The 18392-nt window shown below is 66.7% G+C and carries 12 protein-coding genes; 2 read left to right on the top strand and 10 right to left on the bottom strand.

Annotated features, from left to right (window positions below; genetic code table 11):
- Positions 1-89: 89 nt before the first annotated feature.
- Positions 90-1043 carry a LysR family transcriptional regulator gene (locus tag ABEA50_RS27170; protein ID WP_345499199.1) on the bottom strand — a complete coding sequence of 318 codons (954 nt, stop codon included), beginning with the start codon at positions 1041-1043 and terminating at the stop codon, positions 90-92.
- 100 nt (positions 1044-1143) lie between these two features.
- On the opposite strand from ABEA50_RS27170, the gene ABEA50_RS27165 reads away from it, so the two are divergent.
- Entirely contained in the window at positions 1144-2655 is a 1512-nt protein-coding gene (locus ABEA50_RS27165; RefSeq protein ID WP_345499019.1) for a CoA transferase, read from the top strand.
- On the opposite strand, the gene ABEA50_RS27160 is transcribed toward ABEA50_RS27165, so the two are convergent.
- Together ABEA50_RS27160 and ABEA50_RS27155 are read right to left on the bottom strand one after the other, a co-directional pair.
- On the bottom strand, positions 2642-3853 hold the full coding sequence (locus ABEA50_RS27160; protein WP_345499017.1) for a cytochrome P450: 1212 nt from the start codon (positions 3851-3853) through the stop codon (positions 2642-2644). The genes ABEA50_RS27165 and ABEA50_RS27160 overlap by 14 nt on opposite strands.
- Before the next feature lie 553 nt (positions 3854-4406).
- A complete protein-coding gene (locus ABEA50_RS27155; protein ID WP_345499015.1) occupies positions 4407-5318 on the bottom strand; it encodes a TetR/AcrR family transcriptional regulator in 912 nt (303 codons plus the stop codon).
- Positions 5319-5452: 134 nt separating this feature from the next.
- Here ABEA50_RS27155 and ABEA50_RS27150 point away from each other — a divergent pair, with 134 nt between their 5' ends.
- Positions 5453-6916 (top strand): MFS transporter, encoded by a 1464-nt coding sequence (locus ABEA50_RS27150; protein ID WP_345499014.1) that lies wholly within the window; start codon positions 5453-5455, stop codon positions 6914-6916.
- 358 nt (positions 6917-7274) lie between these two features.
- Here the strand turns inward: ABEA50_RS27150 and ABEA50_RS27145 are convergent, their stop codons facing one another.
- The 7 genes from ABEA50_RS27145 to ABEA50_RS27115 all read right to left on the bottom strand — a co-directional run bounded on the left by ABEA50_RS27145 (position 7275) and on the right by ABEA50_RS27115 (position 18321).
- Positions 7275-10199: a helix-turn-helix transcriptional regulator gene (locus tag ABEA50_RS27145; RefSeq protein WP_345499013.1), complete on the bottom strand. Its 2925-nt coding sequence runs from the start codon at positions 10197-10199 to the stop codon at positions 7275-7277.
- A gap of 348 nt (positions 10200-10547) precedes the next feature.
- Positions 10548-10958: a VOC family protein gene (locus ABEA50_RS27140; protein WP_345499012.1), complete on the bottom strand. Its 411-nt coding sequence runs from the start codon at positions 10956-10958 to the stop codon at positions 10548-10550.
- An 8-nt stretch (positions 10959-10966) separates the two neighbouring features.
- Positions 10967-12931, bottom strand: a complete 1965-nt coding sequence (locus ABEA50_RS27135) for an FAD/NAD(P)-binding protein (protein ID WP_345499011.1) — start codon at positions 12929-12931, stop codon at positions 10967-10969.
- Between the two features lie 15 nt (positions 12932-12946).
- A complete protein-coding gene (locus ABEA50_RS27130; protein WP_345499010.1) occupies positions 12947-14824 on the bottom strand; it encodes an ABC transporter ATP-binding protein in 1878 nt (625 codons plus the stop codon).
- On the bottom strand, positions 14821-15708 hold the full coding sequence (locus ABEA50_RS27125; protein ID WP_345499008.1) for an ABC transporter permease: 888 nt from the start codon (positions 15706-15708) through the stop codon (positions 14821-14823). The genes ABEA50_RS27130 and ABEA50_RS27125 overlap by 4 nt, the downstream gene beginning before the upstream one ends.
- 4 nt (positions 15709-15712) lie before the next feature.
- Positions 15713-16714 carry an ABC transporter permease gene (locus ABEA50_RS27120; protein WP_345499006.1) on the bottom strand — a complete coding sequence of 334 codons (1002 nt, stop codon included), beginning with the start codon at positions 16712-16714 and terminating at the stop codon, positions 15713-15715.
- On the bottom strand, positions 16711-18321 hold the full coding sequence (locus ABEA50_RS27115; protein ID WP_345499004.1) for an ABC transporter substrate-binding protein: 1611 nt from the start codon (positions 18319-18321) through the stop codon (positions 16711-16713). The genes ABEA50_RS27120 and ABEA50_RS27115 overlap by 4 nt, the downstream gene beginning before the upstream one ends.
- Between the last annotated feature and the right edge of the window lie 71 nt (positions 18322-18392).

Genomic DNA, 18392 nt, shown 5'->3' with positions numbered 1-18392 from the left:
CTGGGCTGCCGGGATGGCCGACACGCGCGCCTTGGGGTTGCGCCGCGCGAGTCGGCGCGGGTGGTGTCGAGTTGGCCAACCCGAGTCGGCTACCCGCTGCCCTTGCTCACGGCGCGCGACGGCTCGTTCTGGTCGACCGACTCCGGCGGAACCCGGTGCGCGGCAAGGCTTCGCAGTGTGCGCACGGGACCGACGAGGGGACCGCCGTCGCGCACCCTGTCTTCGCGCCACGCCGCGACGGTGGTGACGGTGGCGTCGATACCTTCCAGGGGCAGGACGAGCACCTGTTCGTCGGCGAAGACCTTCTTGCTGCCCGAGCAGCGGCCGACAATGGTGAAGGCCTGACCGGTGGCCACCACGTGGGCAACGCCGCCGGGGCTGCTCGCGTCGATCATCGAGCAACGCTGAGCGCCGATGCTGCGCAAGGTGTATTCCACGGACTTCAGCAGCATCGGTCCCGCGTCGAAACCCATGGGGGCGTAGGGCAGATGCGCGAGCTCCTCGAGTCGAACGCAGGCCCGCCCGTCGAAGCCGATGCCGCTGGCGACCACCACACCGACCGGCTGGCATTCCAACCGGACACTGCCGATGCCGTGTACCGCGGCCGGTTCCGTGACCAACGCGAGGTCGAGTTCCCCCGCGTGCAGCGAACGCAACAGCCGCCCGCCCTCCGCGGGATGCAACCGCACCGCGATATCGGGATGCGCCGCCAGCGCGCCGAGCACCGTCGTGCGCAGCTGCACCGAAACCTCCGGCGCGATGCCGAGAACCACGGTGTGCGAACGAGTCCCGGTGGACTCGTGCACGAGAGCCGATACCGCGTCGAAGCGTTGGATGATCTCGCGCGCCACGGGCAACAGGGTCTGGCCCGCGTCGGTCAGCTCCACCCGATGGTGGCTGCGGATGAACAACTCGCGACCGAGCTGGCGTTCGAGGTCCTTGATCCGCTGACTCAGCGGTGGCGGCGACAGACGCAGACGAGTCGCCGCGCGGGTGAAATTCAACTCCTCGGCAACGGCGATGAAGTAGCGCAGGTGCAGCATCTCCACCCACTCACACTACGGTGATCTGTCCGCGACCGTCATGTTCACCTTCGCGCACCGGTCATGGCGAGCCACGAGAGCGATGCCTACCGTCGATCACATGGTGTCACTGGAAGCTTCGCTGACCGACCGGCTGCGCCACACTGTGGCAAGTCCGGCCACCGACGACCGTTTCGACCCGCACGCCGAATTCGCCGAGGTACTCGCCGGAATCGGGATGCGTCCCGAAGACACCGGGGGCACCGTCGAGTTCGCCGGTGCCGACCCCATCGTTCCCAGCACGCTGCGCCTCGGTGCCGCGTCCGCGATCGGCCTTGCCACCAAGTCGGCCGCGATCGCGAAGCTGTCGCGCGTGCGCGGCGGCGCCGGGCAGGACATCTCCGTCGACCTCAGGACGGCGATCCACCGGCTGTGCCCATTTCACGAGGGCCGGTGGGAGAAGCTGAACGGATACCCGGCGGGTGCGCCCGCCAACGCCTCCCCCGCTTTCGGTTTCGAGTTCTATCGGACCGCCGACGATCGCTGGGTGATGCCGCTCAATCCGTATCCGAAGATCAAGGTCGCGGCGCAGCGGCTGCTCGGGGTACCCGACGACGTCACCGCGGTCGGCGCGGCGATCGCGCGCTGGCGCGGCAGGGAACTGGAGGAGGCTGCCGTCGAGGCGGGGGTGGTGCTGCCGATGTTGCGCAGCACCGAGGAGTTGCTTGTCGAAACGCAATACCGGGACGTGCTCGCCGACCTTCCGCTGATCGAGATCACCAAGATCGCCGAAAGCGATCCGGAACCGTTCCTGCCCACCACGACCGACGGTCAGCCACTGGACAGCGTGCGCGCACTCGGCATGGGTCACGTGATCGCGGGGGCCGGTACCGGACGTGCGCTGGCGCTGCACGGCGCCGATGTGCTGAATCTGTGGCGCCCCAACGAGTTCGAGCACGACGTCACCTACCTGACCGCGAACACCGGTATCAGGTCGAGCACCATCGATCCGTTCGATGCCGACGGTGCGCGGATCGTGCGGACATTGCTCGCGGACTCGGATGTCTTCTTCGCCAATCGGCGCAACGGCTACCTCGACCGGGTCGGCCTTTCGGCCGAGGACGTCGCACGGATCCGTCCTGGCGTCGTGCACGCCACCATCTCGCTCAACGGCGAACACGGACCATGGTCCGACCGTGCGGGATTCGATCAGACGGCGGGTTGCTTGACCGGCATGATGCTGCGCGAAGGCGAACCGGACGCACCGGCGCTGTCTCCGATCACGGTGGTTAACGACTACATCGTCGCCTGGCTGCTGACGGCGGGCATCGTCGAGGCGCTGACCCGACGCGCCACCGAGGGCGGCAGCTACCGCGTGCACATCTCACTGACTCGTGCGGCACTGTGGATTCTCGGCATGCGGTGCTTCGACAAGGACTACGCCCGTGCGACCGCGGGCTCCACCGCGCCGCACACGAGCGTGCCGCCGGAAAGCTTCACCGCGCGGACCCCGCTCGGCCACTACCGGGGCATCACCGATCAGGTGCGCATGTCGCGCACCCCAGGCCGCTACCGGACCGTGCTGATACCTCGCGGATCGGCACGGCCCGAGTGGTTGGTCAGGCCGGAATGACGCGGACGGGCATCTCCACGATTCCGGTGAACTGGTAGGAGCGCAAACGCGGTGTCGCGCCGGTGATCTCGATCCGCTCGACGCGCTCGGCCAGCGCCTTGAACATCAACTCGATCTCCAACACGGCCAGGTGCTTGCCGATGCAGAAGTGGGGACCACCGCCACCGAAACCGAGGTGCGGGTTGGGATTTCGGCCGATGTCGAAGCTGTTCGGGTCGGTGAACACCGCCTCGTCACGGTTGGCCGACACCAGGTGCGCCATGATCTTGTCACCGGCGCCGATCAGCTGACCGCCCACCTCGGTGTCGGTGACGGCGGTGCGGCGGAACACCTTGGTCGGCGAGACCCAGCGCACGATCTCCTCGGCGGCGGTACGCGCCAAGCTGGTATCGGCCTTGAGGCGCGCCCACTGGTCGGGGAACTGCGCGAACGCCTCGACGCCACCGGCGATGGAGTAACGGGTGGTTTCGTTGCCCGCCACCGTCATCAGGATGAAGAAGGCCTGGAACTCCTCGTCGGTGAGTTGGTTGCCCTTGTCGTCGGGGCTGACCATCTTGGTCACCGTGTCGTCCAGCGGGCAACGACGGCGCTCGGACCCGAGTTGTGAGGCATAGCCGGACATGTCGACGACCGCCTGGCGGGTCGCCTCAGCACCGCCCGCCTCGTGGTCGGTCTGACCGGCGATCGCCCTCGACCACTCGAAGATGTGCTGGCGGTCCGAACGCGGGATGCCCATCAGCTCGGCGATCACGATCAGCGGCAGTTCGGCCGCCACGGTGCGTACCAGGTCGAATTCGCCTGCGGCGAGCGCGTTGTCCACGATCTGCTCGCATTCGAGAGCGATCTGCGGGCGGAGCCGTTCGATGGCACGCGGGGTGAAGCCACGGTTGACCAGGGTGCGCACCCGGCTGTGTTTCGGCGGATCCTGGTGAATCATCATGCGCCGTTGCACATCGATGGCGACTTCGTCGAATTCCTGCGGTTGCGAGCCCTTCTGTTCGGACGAGAACAGCTCGGCATTGCGTGCGACGTAGACGATGTCCTGGTGCCTGGTCAGCGCCCAATGTCCCTCGGGCACTTCGGGGTCGGTGTGGTGAAACACCGGTGCCTGTTGGCGCAGGAGGGCGAAGTCCTCGTACGGCGGGCCGTCCAGATAGCGTTCCTGATCGAAGACGTCGATGGTATCGAGACTGGTCAACGGGGTGGCTCCTTCATGGTCGGCTGTCTGGTCTTCGCTACCCACGCGTCGCAGTCGAGAACCGATGTGGGAGTGCAGCTTTCCGCAGGAATAAGGCTAGGAGCGCGGCGTATTCGGTCGACACCCCTAACCGAGGCGCCCCCTCCCCTACCGGTGTGCGTGTTGCGCGAGGGCGTCTTAGGGGTTAGCGTCGCGGCGCGGCAGCGGGCATAGTGATCGGCGGCGCGCGCTACCGGCTCCGCCCGGTGCGGCGGGCGAGCACGTCGATGTGCCGTGATTGTCGGTACCGACCAGGGTCTTCGGGAGAAGCGCCGGAGGCTGTACGCGCCGCGGTCGTTGTAATCTCGCGCGTGACTCGGTGGCTCGGTGGACGCAAGACCACCCTGGGTCAATGCGGACGAAGTAGCCCGGCCAGGGGTAACGGGCGCCGCACTCGCCGACTGACAACTAAAGTTGTCAGTCGATCCCACGCAGGACGCCGAACGCTACGACCTACCCCGAGCGCCTCAGGGAGGTCACGGCCAGAACCCGACCGAAATGACAACCCAAGTTGTCACACCGCAGCATTTTCCGGTTGCGGCCAGCGCTTACGCGCGGCCTGCCTGCTGATGCCGACCAGGCGACCCACCTCACCATAGGAAGCACCGGCGGCGAGCGCAGCACGGGCGCACTCGTCCACCCGCTGCGCCGCCGACCTGCGCGCGGCATCGGCTTCGGCCAGTTTCGCCAGCGCCGAACATGGTTCAGGGCGCTCAGGAGGAAGCTCGGCCATCACCAGCGGTCGCAAGCACGGACCGATCAGTTCGACCAGACGTTCCGCCTGCGCGTCGGCGATGCCGGGAATGTGCACCATGTAGCGCGCGACCAGCACGCCGAGCACCAGCGTTCCGATCAAGGTCGAGCGCAGGTCGGCGTCCTTGCCGACCAGCACGCGCGTCCACGGGCTCGTCTCGGGGTTGACGATCGCGCACCGCACCGCGTGCGCGGCCTCCGGATGGGTCAGCATCGAACGCAGCACCGGCATCGTCCGGTCGTCCTTGCGGTCGACGTCGGCCAGGGCATGCCGCAGCAGACGCTCGCCGAGTTCCTCCGGTGGACCCTCCAACGCGTCGTCGAGCGTGACCGGAATGCCCGAAACCGCGTCGAACAGTGCGCTTTTGGTACCGAAATGCTGCATCACCAGCGCGGGGTCGACATCGGCTCGCTGCGCGATCGCCCTGATCGTCGTCTCCAGGTAGCCGCGCTGCGCGAACAGGTCCCTGGCCGCGTCGAGAATCAGCTGTTTGGTCTGGTGCCTGCGCTGCGCGCGGCTGATGGGGGCGGGCACCTGCGCGGATTCCGAGATGCCCGCGCCGCCGCGCTCCTCGTCGACCCGCGCCGCGCCCACCGGGCCGTCACCGGCTCGGTCGGCGCCAGTTCCGGTGCGGCGCAGCGGCACCGCTGCTTCGAGTTCGTTGACCGTCATCATAAATCTCACTCAACACCTGTAGACGAATGGCGGGTAGCGTGCCTATGCTGATCTGACTACAAGCGTAGAGCAGACGCGCACCGCCGCGCAGCAGCTCGCCCCTTCCCGGAATCCCTTCGAACGGACTGTTAATGACCAGCCGAGATACCGAGCCCGCCACCCGAGCCACCGACGAGAGCGCGCCCAGCGGCGGGGACCGTCGACTGGCCATCGCGTTGGGCGTCATCGTCACCTGCCAGCTGATGGTCGCGGTGGACAGCAACGTCGTCAATATCGCCCTCCCCGAGATCCAATCCGGACTCGGCATGTCCGGGTTGGCGCTGGCCTGGGTGTTCAGCGCCTACTCCCTCGCCTACGGCGGCCTGCTGCTGCTCGGCGGCCGTGCCAGCGACATCCTCGGTCGGCGGCGCATGTTCGTCTGGGGTCTCGGCCTGGTGGTCGGCGCCTCGATCCTCGGTGGGGTCGCACCGAACGAGGGCTTACTGATCGCCGCGCGCGCCTTACAAGGCGTGGGCTTCGCCTTCGCCGGGCCCGCCGCGCTCTCGATGATCGCGGCCACCTTCGCCGAAGGCCCACAACGCACCCGTGCGCTGAGCGTGTTCTCCATGGTGACCGGTTTCGGCGTCACGCTCGGCCTGATTCTCGGCGGCATACTCACCAGCCTGAGCTGGCGCCTGGTCTTCTTCATCAATGTGCCGATCGGCCTGCTGACCATCGTGCTCGCGCTGCGCTACCTCACCGAGACCGAGCGCCATTCCGGCAAGTTCGATCTGCTGGGCGCGATCGTGTCCACCCTCGGCATGGTCGGGGTGGTCTACGGCCTCACCAACATCACCAACGGCTGGACCGCGCCGGGCACCGTCGTACCCTTCCTGATCGGTGTCGTGCTCATCGGTGTGTTCCTGTTCGTCGAACGCCGCGCCGAACAGCCGATCATGCCGCTGCGACTGCTCACCGAACGACTCAGGGCCGGAGCGTATTTGACGTTCGTCCTGCTGATGGCGGTAATGGCGGGAACCTACATTCTGCTGTCGCTCTACATCCAGGACGCACTCGGATTCAGCCCGCTCGTGGCCGGTCTCGCGTTCCTGCCGATGGCGTTGGTCCAGTTCTTCGTCGCGAAGTCCGCACCGAAGCTGATCGCCAAGTACGGCCGCAAGCCGGTGCTGCTCGCCGGTGTGGTGCTGATGCTGCTGGAGGCCATCTGGCTGACCACCACCAACGAGTCGAGCAACTACTTCACCGGCGTGCTCGGCCCGTTCATCCTGCTCGGTGCTGGCCTCAGCCTGGCGTTCGTCGCACTGAACCTGACCGTGCTCGGCGGGCTGGCCCCACGCGAAATGGGCGCCGCCTCCGGCCTGCTCCAGGCCACCCAACAGATCGGCCTCTCGCTGGGTGTCGCCATCCTGACCACCATCTACCAGTCCGCCAGCGCCAGCCACGAGGAGTCGACCGGCAACGCGGCCTCGAACCACGAGGTCCTCGCACACGGTCTGTCGACCGCGGTGATCGCCGCCGTGGCCTTCGGTGTAGCGGCCTTGCTGATCAGCGTTTTCGTGGTCACCGAGCCGAAAAAAGAGGCTGTCGCCGCCTAGCCGCAGTCCTCACGTAGAACAGCCGCCCCAATTTTTTGGGGCGGCTGCCTGCGTGTCTCCCCTGCTAGCCTCACATCCATGACTGCCGGGTCGGCGATAAGCCGCACACAGACAGGTTTCCCGGCCGCGCGGTGAGCGCGGCGCGGGCCAGAGGCCCGCCCTCGAAAAGCACTCCGCGGAGCCGATTCACTGCTGGCCGAGGCCGCTCGGCGGCGCCTCGCTGGCCCAGTTCGGCACCGGAGGCCGCCGGGGTTGAGCATCACGCGTCCATCCCGCTGGTCAGACAGTCGCGCGGTGACGCAGACCGATCCGTCAACGACAAGCACCGCGAAGCCGGTTCACCGCTGACCCGGGCCGCTCAGGCGGCGCCTCGCTGGCCCAGTTCGATACCGAGTCCGGTGGGTTCGACAGATGTGAGGGTCGTGGTGATCGCCGTGCCCGCGGAGCGGGGCGGGGGTGCGGTGTTGGTGAGGTAGGCGGCCAGATCACCGCGGCCTTTGACGCGTAGCTTTCGGTAGACCCTGGTCAGGTGCTGTTCGACAGTACTGACGGTGATGAAGAGTTCGGCGGCGATTTCTCGGTTGGTGTGACCGCCCGCGGCGAGCATCACCACGCGGCGTTCGGCGGCGCTGAGGACGTCGTTGTCGGGTTCGGGCGCACCGGAGGTAGCGGCGAAGGGCACCGATTCGACAGGGCGAGAGCCGATGTCGAGTCGGCGCCGCAGAGGTGCCAGCGACAATTCCTCGGCGAGGCGGGTCGCGCGTTGGGTCGCCTGCCGTGCCCTGCGCGGTTCCCCGAGCACGACATAGACGTCGGCGAGATCGGCTACGGCATAGGCGAGTTCGACTCGATCAGCACTGTTGTCGAAGGATTCGATCGCCCGTAGCAGCAGATCCATGCGTGCTCTCGAGTCCGTTTCGGTCGCCGCGACCGTGCGCAGCGCGATGCCACGCGCGCGCGGCAACTCGGCACTGGTCATGGCCAACTGTTCGGCGGCCAATTCGGCGGCCTGGCGCCGGTTTCCCATCCGCAGCAACACGGCGACGGCGTCGGCGCGCCACGGCAGGAAAGTCGGCTGATCGATCCCCCATTCCCGCAACAACCGTCCGCAGGTGCGCAGGTCGTCCATTGCCGCACGCAACCGGTCCGCGGCGAGCAACCTGCGTCCCCTGGCATACAGGAATTGCGCGCCGTACCTGGTGTCGAACATCGCGTCGGTCCGCTCGGTCAGGCAACCGTCGGCTGTCTGCCAGTCCCCCAATGCCGTAGCCGCGAGGAGCACCGTGGAGGTGACCTCCCCGATCGCCACACCCCACGCCTCACGCGGCAACAACCCCGATGCCGCGAGGCCGATCCGAAGTGCACCCGGCATATCACCCTGCCGAAGGGCGATTTCGGCGCGCACGGCGGCGAGCGAGGCTTGCCAGGTGCGTGCGTCTCGCGAAACCGCCTCGCGCAGTAGCGAATCGCACCACCGTTCGGCGAGGTCGGATCTGTCGGCGTGCACGAGGGCCAGCAGTGCGGCGATGATCGAATCGAGCGAGGTGCCGTGCAGCGGAGTGGTCTGCAACAACCATTCGGCCGTAGGCGTGGTGTGCTCGGTCGGCCCGAATTCCATCGCGTCGGCCAGCAGGGCCGGTCCGCGCACGGATCGGTTCGCGACGACGGTTACCTCTGCGCCACCGGACAATTCGTCGGGCGTACCCGCCTCGACCAACAGACCGGGGCAGGTCGAACGCATCCAGGTCCGCACCGAGGACAGGTCGGCCGCCGAGCGGTCGTCGAGGTCGTCGGCCACGAGCGCGAGCCGTTGCAGGATCAGCGCGGCCTCGGCCGCACGACCCTGGCGCAGCAGCGGATTCAGCAGGCCGATCATCTGGTCGATGTCCAGACGGCCCGCGCGCACCGCCTCGAGCACGGTGGCCAACTGCTCGGTGGCGTTATCCGGGTTGCCCCGGAATTCGACCTGGATGCGCAGCACGGCGAGCGCGACCTGTTGGCGCGAGCCGGAGGGGATGGTTTCGGCGAGGCGCACACATTTCGCGGCGAATCCGAGCGCGTCGCGGTGCAGCGCGTCCTGCGCCGAACTCATCAGCACCTCCAATGCCCACGGGTCGCCAGCGCGGCCCGCTTCGACCAGGTGGACGCCGATCCGACAGGCCGGTTCGCCGTTGTCGTGCAACAGATCCGCCGCACGGCGGTGTAGTCGAGTGCGCTCCGGTGACGACAGCTCGCTGAGCACGGCGAGCTGCGCACCGGGATGTCGGAACTGTTGGTCGGCGAGAATGCCCGCGGAGGCGATCGCGTCGGTGATATTGGTCGTGGTGATCTCGCTCTCGCCGACCAGCTGCGGCAGCAACCCGAGCGATCCGGACTCCGACAGCACCGCAACACAGCGTGCGGTCGCGAGAAAGCGGCGACCGGCGCGATGCAAACAGGCGAGCACGGCCTTGGCGAACTCCTCGCCGACCACCGGATCGTCGGTGGCCATGGTCTGCGACCGGCCGGACACCTCATTGTCCTCGATCAGTGCCTTGAGTAGGAACGGGCTACCGCCGGTGATCCGATGCCAGGTCTCGGCCCGCGACTGGTCCACCGCGACGCCGATGTGTTCGGCGAGCATTTCGCGCACGCCGTCGGCGCTGAGCGGACCGGTGCGCACCAGCCGAAATCGAGGCTGGCGCAGCAACTCGGTAACCAGCACGGCGCGTTCCTGGTCGGACGACAACGGGCAATGCAGCTGGGTAGCCACGATGATCACCCGCGCGGACCGTAGGCGACCACTGAAGAAAAGCAGCGATTGCAACGAGGCGAGGTCGGCGTGCTGGAGGTCGTCGACGACGATCGCGACCGGTGCGCGATCGGAAAGGCGCTGCACCTCGGTCCACAGGTCTTGGTTGGCGTGGTTGCGTAGGAATTGGGCGCCGCCACCGGAGTCGGCGCTGCTTTCGCCGCCGCATGCCTCGATCAATCGGGACGCACGGTCGGCGAGCAATTGTTGAATTCGCGTCCGCTCATCGCGATCGGGCAGTGCGGCGAATAGTTGCTGGAGAATTCCGAACGCTTGGTCGCGTTCCCTCGGCGAACCGACAGCTTCCAGAACCGTTGCGCCTTCGGCGGATAGCCGCTCGGCGAATACTTTCAATAGTTCGGTCTTACCGCTGGCAACGGGACCGACGATGAGAGACGTTCCCCCCTTGCCCGTAACACTCTGCTGAAAAATTCTGTCGAGCGAGGCGATCTGTGATCTACGTTCAACAAACACCGGGTATACCCCCCACATCTCGCTAGGAGCGACCGCGCAAAGGTGACCACAGAACATCATTGTTCCGCACGAGACCCGCATGGAGCCTCGGGCAAGCTATTCGATTCGACCCGAGACGAGAATCCGTTCCGCTTGGGGCCGTGCCAATTTGGGCTGAGCACGAATAGCGCGAACGGTCGAATCCGAAGCAGTACCGTCCCGTGATCTTAACCGACTACGAGACCGCTTGCAGGGTGCTAACAAGACATCTGTCCGTTTTTAGGGGTAGAACACAGCGGAATCCCTGTTTGATGGATTCCGTTCACGCTGATCGAAAATTTCCTGTCGAAGCCCCGGAACGTGGATCTCATCCCGGGGCTTGAACTCTCAGCCCTCGTTTCGCGCGCCGACCCCCTCGGTGTCGAGCAGTCGTTCGGCGAGATCGGACGAGAACTCGATGTATTCGAACTCGACACCGTCGGTGTGGCGAGCCAGGAAGCCACGGCCAGCGGGACCGTCGAACGGCGGCACGGTCACTTCGGCTCCCGTACCCTCGACCAACGAGAACGTGGCGGCGAGATCGGCGACGATCACCGGCCCCACTGTGCCGCGATAGCGCGCCAACGCCTCCTCCGCGCCGGCGACGACGCAGAACTCACCGATCAAGGCGAGATCGAACCGACCGAAGTGCACACGGAAGTCGGCCTCGGCGCCGACCAGCGCACGCAGCGTTTGCAGGGTGCCGTCGAGATCGGTGGTCAAGACGCGGGCGTAGGTCTTGCGGATCTGGTGAGTCATGGGTCTCCCTAGGTGTTCTCGGAGGAAGGCTGCGGCGAAGCGGCGGCGATCAGCCGCAGCACCTGTCTGGCGACACTGTCGTTTTCCCGGAAGCCGAGCGCGTTCGTGCGCGGCCGGCTGAACGCTCCCGCGATGCGGAGGCTGGTGTGCGGGCCCATGGCGAAACGTCGCGGATGGACCGCACCCTCGGCGTCGAACAGTTGCCCGTCGACGCCGGAGGTGTGAATGCGGCCGGTGCTCCGCGTGGTCACGCCGTCGGTGAGCGCCTCCTCACCGAGCGCGCCGCGATCGTGCAAGGCACGCACGATCGGATTGTTCGTGCGGGTGACGTCCGGCTGCGGCAATCGGGCCTCGATCAACGTCGTCGCGGTGGTCGTCCCCGGTGCCTTCGCGCTGCCGCCGACGAACAACCCGCGCTCCTCGTCGGCCTCGGCCCACATATCCGGCCCGACGAACGAGACGATCCCCGCGCGCTCCAGCGCCAGCAGTTCCTCCAACCGCACCCGAGGCGGCCCGCTGCCGATATAACTGAAGAAGCCGAACCACCAGCCGTCGACATCGTGCAATTGCGCTGCGGGGTCGAGCTTTCCGCTGGCGACCGCGCGCGGTAGTTGCCGGAACACCGAGAGCATCGCGGTGACGGCACCGAGATCGGCACTGCACGCACGGTCACCACCTCGTGCGAGCACGGTGGTGATGTGTTCGCGCACCCGCGCCGCCAACGCTTTCGCGTCGTCCTCGGTGACGGCGGCCAGCGGTCGCTCCAGCTGGACGGGATCGAACCGGTCTTGTTCCCCGGGGACAGCTTTGTGCACCAATCTGCGTAATTCGTCACTGTTCCATTCGAGTTCGGCGTATCGCTCGCTGAACTCGGCGAACTCCATCCGCACACGGTCGGGGTGTGCGGTGAACAGTTCGGTGTAGTACCCCCAACCGAGTTCCTTCGCGATCAACGGCCACAGATCGGTCCAGAAGTGGATCGGACCCTGCCGCGCGACGAGTTCGTCGATCTCCTCTGCTCGAAAGAAGTGCGGCAATACCGCTGGGGCGCCGATCAATTGGTAGGTGGGCTTGGGTCGATACGGAACACCTCGGCGCGATCCGACAGCGAGCACGGGTTCGGCACCCGAGGGCAGATAGGTGAGCACACCGTGCGAGTCGGTCTCGTAGCGTCCACCACGGCCCTCGGTGAGCAGGGCCATCAGATCGATGAACGCGAGCCCGAATCCACGGACCAGTACCGATTCCCCCGGCTCGATCGAGGACAGGTCGGCGTCGGCGGTGTAGCTGGGCGGAAAGTACTTGCGCCCGTGTCGATCTGCGAATCGCGCCAGCCGCTGACCGGTATCGTCGGCTTCGGCGTCGAGATGACCCACGGTGAGCACCACCACCTCGGCCCGCAACGGCTGCGGCTCGTCGCGCAACCAGATCAGTTGCTGGCCATCGGCCAGCTCAGTGAGGTCGACGGCTTCGGTACTGTGCACCACCACCTCGACGGTGTCCGGTCGGGTGTCGAGTAACCACCGGTAGAACCAGCGCAGGTAGGCGCTGTGGAAGCGGCGGGTGTGGAAACCGGCGGGTGTGGCCTGCCGCAATTCGTCGTCGAGGGAAGTGTCGAGCTCGACCGCGAGCCCACCGCAGCGGACCTGCTCGGCCCATTCGGCGAGGGTGGGGCCATGGCGCGGCGGGCCTTCGCACTGTACGGAATCGTCGGTGAACATCGTGACGTCACCGGCCTTGGAGTTCATCATCAACAGCGGCGACTGATCGTGGCGCCAGACTCGGCCCGCCCCGGGGGGATACGGGTCGATGAGGTGGACGACGATGCGGCGGTCGCCGAGCAGTTCCCGCGCGCTCGCGCAGATCCGCTCCAGCACACCGATTCCCTTCGGACCCGCACCGACGATGGCGATGTCGGCCGAGGGGCGCGTACAGCAGTCGGCCGAGGCCGCCGAAGAAGGAGGTGGATACATGCGAACTCCGCGCGATCAGCCGGGCAGCGAGACGACTCGCGCGTCGGGAATGGACACAGGGGCCTCGTCCGGTCGCACGGCGGTCGCCGCGAGCAGTTCCCTGGTGTAGGGATCACGGGGGTCGGCGAACAGTGCGGTCGCCTCCCCCTCTTCCACGATTCGGCCGTCCTTCATCACCAGAATGCGGTCGCTGAGGTGGTGGATGACGCCGAGGTCGTGGGAGATGAACAGCATGGCGACACCGAGTTCGTGTTGCAGCGCGGTGAGCAGGTCGATGATCTGGGCCTGGATCGACACATCCAGGGCCGAGACCGGCTCGTCGCACACCAGCACTTCCGGCCGAGGCGCCAGGGCGCGCGCGATGCCGACCCGTTGACGTTGCCCGCCCGAGAGTTCACGTGGACGCCGTTGCAGCACAGTCGAAGCCAGTCCGACTTGGTCGAGCAGTTCGAGTGCCTGTGCCGTGCGCGGCTTTCCGCGCGCGACCCCGGCCCGTGCGATGGCGGGGTCGAGGATTCCCGCCACGGTGAGACGTGGGTCGAAGGAGCCGAGAGCGTCCTGGTACACCGGCTGAATGCGGTGGCGCCGCGGTCGACGCGCGCGCTCACGCACTCCACTCCATGGCCGACCGTCGAAACGGACACTGCCGGAATCGGGTTGGGTGAGTCCGAGCACGATTCGTCCCGTTGTCGTCTTGCCCGAGCCCGATTCGCCGACGACGCCGAGCACCTCACCGGCACGCAGTGAGAACGACACCTCGCGCACGGCGTCGTGCCAGGTACCTCCGGGGCCTCGATAGCGCTTGTCGACGCTGTCGACCTCGATGAGCGTGCGCCCGACCGCGCTGGGTTCGGCAACGATCGGGGTCCGTGGCCGTACGCTGATCGCTTCGGTGGGGTGCCAGCAGCGGAATTCGTGGCCGTCGATACCGGTGGGCGGCGGCAGTTCTCGCACGCACTGGTCGTCGGAGAGCGGGCAGCGCGCGGCGTAGGGGCAACCGTCCTCGGTGGCGGCCGGACGTGCTGGTGCGGGCACCGAGAGTTTGCTTCCCCGACTGTCACCGGTGGGCACCGCCGCGAGCAGCGCCCGCGTGTAGGGGTGCTCGGGGTGACGCAGGATCTGTTCGGCGCCACCGCGTTCGACGATGCGTCCACCGAACATCACCGCCACCCGATCCGCGAGCCGGGACACCACGGTGAGGTCGTGGCTGATCAACAGGATGGACATGCCATCGGCGCGCAACGTACGCAACAGGTCGAGCACCTGCGCTTGCACGGTCGCGTCCAGTGCGGTGGTCGGCTCGTCGGCCAGCAGCAGGTCGGGACCCGCGGCGATGGCCGAGGCGATGAGCGCGCGCTGGCGCAGTCCGCCGGAGAGTTCGTGCGGGTATTGCCTGGCACGACGCTGTGGTTCGGGCACACCGACGTCTTCGAGCAAGGAGACCACGACATCGTTGACCGCGCGGCGACCGGTATCAGTGTGTGCCCGTAGCGTTTCCGCGATCTCCGCGCCCGTGCGGCGCAGCGGATCCAGCGCGGCCATGGCGTCTTGCAACACCAGGGCGATTCGTCGACCGCGCAACGTGCGCCAACCCGATTCGTCGAGGTCGCGCAGGTCGGTGCCGTCGAAGCTGAGTCGGCGCGCGGTGACCGTCGCGTGCTCGCCGGTCAAGCCCATCAGGGTGCGCGCGGTGACGCTCTTGCCCGAACCGGATTCGCCGATGATGGCCAGGCATTCGCCGGGCCCGACGTCGAAGGACACGTCGCGGACCGCGCGGACGCGGTCGGGCCCGGTACCGAAGTCGACGTCGAGTCCTTCGACGATCAGGTGCGCACCTGATCCGGTGTCCTTCGCGGAATCGGTAGTGCGGGAATCGTTTCGCGTGGTTGTCATGCCGTACCCCGTCCGGTGAAGCGCGTGCGCACGGATCGGCCCACGACATTGACCGCGATCACGGTGACGGTGACCGCGGCGCCAGGAAAGACGCCGACCCACCATGCCGCGGCGAGAATGTCCTTGCCTTCGGCGAGCATCGCCCCCCATTCCGGCGTGGGCGGCTGTAAACCGAGACCGAGGAAGCTCAGCGCCGAGGAATACAACAGCGAGGTGCCGAATCCCAAGGGCGCCATGACAAGTAGCGGCCCGAGCGCGTTCGGTACTACGTGCCGGACGATCACAACGATGCGGGGCAGCCCGAGTGTGGTTGCCGATTCCACGTAGCCGGATCGACGCACCAGCAGGGCCTCCGACCGGACGAGCCGGGCATACAGCGGCAGGAACGCGATGGCCACCGCGACAGCGACATTGACCGTTCCCGCACCGAGCACCGCGATGACAAGCAAGGCGAGCAACAGTGGCGGCAGGGCGAGCAACACATCCGCGCCGCGCATGAGCAGCTGGTCGGCGACGCGACCGCCGAGCGCGGCGAGCAATCCCACGAGGGTGCCCGCGACGACCGCGAGCAGGGTGGCCATGCAGCCGAGCAACAGCGCGGGCCTGGTGCCATAGAGCACCCTGGTGAATACGTCGCGGCCGAGCTGATCGGTGCCGAACCAGTGCGCGCTGCCCGGCGCCTGGAGTGCCTGTTTCACATTCGTAGCGGTCGGCGAGCCGTCGGTGAACAGGCCGGGATCGATGGCTATCAGCGCGATCACGCCGAGCACGAGCGCGGCGACCAGTACACCGGGCCAGCGGAGCACGAATCGGCGCGAAGCCGTTGGGCGCGAGGCCGTTACGTCGGGTGCCGACGGCGGCGCGGTGACATTCGGGGCGGTCAACGGGTCAGTCTCCGTTCGTGCGGATGCGAGGATCCAGAGCCAGGTGCAACAGGTCGACGAGCGTCGAGATGACCACGAACACCACCGCCGACAGCAGGATGACGCCCATCACGATCGGCATGTCCCTGCTGGTCACCGCCTGGAGGACGAGCGCGCCGATACCCGGTCGACCGAAGACCGATTCCACCGGGACGACCCCGCCGAGCAGGCTGCCGGTCAACCAGCCGGTGAGCGTGAGCATCGGCGCACCCGCGTGGCGCAACGCATGCCGCAGCCGGACCGCCGACAGGCTCGAGCCCCTCGCGCGCGCGGTGACGATGAACGGCTGGGTCAACGCCGCTTCCAGCCCTTCGCGCAACACCTGCGAGAGCACACCCGCGATGGACAGCGCGAGGGTGATCGCCGGGAGTACCAGTGCCGCCGGTGTTTGCGCGCCCGCTACCGGAAATATCTGGAGCTGGAACGAAAAAGCGGTCAGCAGCAGGATTCCCACCCAGTACTGCGGCGCGGAGGTGATCACCAGTTCCGCGGTCGAGGCGCCCGCACGCAGTCGCGGGCGCCGACCCGCCGTGCTGACCGCGACAGCGACGGCGATGAACAACGCGAGCAACAGTGCGGCGACGGCGAGTTCGGCGGTGGGCGCGAGCTGGTCGAGGATCAGCGTCGCGACCGGCTGCTGCAATTGGTAGGAACTGCCGAGGTGGCCGTGCAGGAGTTGATTCAGATACGAGAGGTATTGCTCGAAGACCGGACGGTCGAAGCCGTAGTCGGCACGCACCTGTGCGCGCAGGGTCGGCGAAGCCGTCATGCTCGGGCCGAGTAGCCAGTCCACCGGGTCGCCCGGAAGTAGTTGCAGTGCGAGAAATCCCAGTGTCGCGGCGCCGAAAACCACTGCTACCGCGGCGAACAGACGTTTGCCTACAGCAAATGCCGCTCGGCGCAAGACATCGGCGCTTACAGCGTGTGCGAGATTCGGCGCGGACAGTGTCGGTGTTGCCACGGTCATGCCTTCCACGCGTCGTAGAACGTCATCCAGCCGCTCGCGTCGAACGCGTGGCCGTGCACGTCGTCATCGAATCCGGCGATCGCGGCCAACACATAGAGCGGCACCACCGAGCCGTTGTCCAGCACCTCGCGTTGGGTTCGGGCGTAGACGTCGTCGCGGGTGCGCTCGTCGGTGGTCGCCGATCCGGTCGCGGTCCACTGGTCGACCTGGGGGTCGCGCAGGTGTGCGACGTTCTGTCCGTGCGGCGGAATGTTCGCGCTGTGGAAGAACAGTCGCAACAGATCCGGTTCGGGACGTGCCCAGCTCACCGAGAACAAGTGGAAGCCGCCGTCGGCGACGCGCGCGTTGTAGTCACCCGCTGTCAAACGCGGATGTGTCACCTCGACACCGATTTTCGCGAGATCGGCCTGCGCGACCTGCTCCAGGAGATCGCGTTGGTCGCGCACACCGGCCGAGGGCAAGCCAGGCCAGAACAGGCTGAGCCGCTTGCCGTTCTTGGTGCGGAAGCCCTCGCCGTCGCGTCCGGTCCAGCCCGCTTCGTCGAGTAACTTGCCCGCCTTGTCGGGGTCGTAGTGCCACGATTCGGCGACGGAAGGGTCGTAGGACGGCGTGGTCGGCGACAGCGGACCCCAGGACCGGTGGTATTGGCCGAAGTAGACGGCCTTGACGTCCTCGGCGACGTCGATGCCCTGCTGGATGGCCGATCGCACCCGCTGGTCGTCCAGCGGCGCCGACGCCGAGTTCAGGAAGATGCTGTAGGTCAGTCCCGGTTGATCGGTCCGCATGAGCGAAAGGCCTTTGGCCGCTTCGACAGTGGGCACCTGAATGGGTGGGATCGCGCGCGCCATATCGATCTGACCGCTGGTGAGCGCACCGACCCTGGTGGCGTCTTCTGGCAGGATCCGGAACACCAAGGAGTCGAGGTAGGCGGGGCCGTTGTGCGCGGCGTTGGCCGGCGCCCAGTGGTAGGCGGGGTTGCGGGTCATCACCGCGCTCTGACCCTTGGTGTAGCTGCTGAACACGAAAGGACCGGATCCGACGTCGACGGAACCACCGGCGCACAATTTGTCCGCGTTCTCGGCCAATGTCCTCGGCGAATAGATCCCCAAATAGGTGGTACTCGCGGCTTGCAGGAACGAGGCGAACGGTGCGGAGAAATTGATGCGCACGGTGTAGTCGTCGATAATATCCGTTCCGGTGTAGGGGCCGAGCAGATTTACCGCGTACTCCGATTTGGTTGCGGGCGCGACGATATGATCCAAATTCGCCTTCACCGCATGTGCCGTGAATGGTGTTCCGTCGGTGAACACCACATCCCGGCGAAGGGTGAACGTGTAGCTTTTCTGGTCGTCGGCGATGGTCCACCCCTCGGCCAGCCACGGATGGAATTGATGCTGGTCGTCCTGGGATACCAACGAGTCGAAGACATTGCGTTGAATCTCCGCGGTGATGTCCTTGGAGTTGGCGTGAATATCGAAACAACTCGGTGAGTCGTTGATTCCATAGGTCAGTGTGCCGCCGGGAACCGGGGTCGAGGACGAATGGTCCGATGTCGTGCTGCCCGCACAGGCGGCGAGGGAAAATGCGGAAACAATGGTTAGAACCAATAGCCGCAACGGCGAGGGCGAGCACACACATCGGACACTAACAACAATAATGACGGCCAGTTACCCCAGAA

It is taken from the genome of Nocardia callitridis, from assembly GCF_039543305.1.
Taxonomy (GTDB): Bacteria; Actinomycetota; Actinomycetes; order Mycobacteriales; family Mycobacteriaceae; genus Nocardia; species Nocardia callitridis.
Note: the sequence above shows the minus strand (reverse complement) of the source record. Positions and strands in the feature narration are given on the sequence as shown.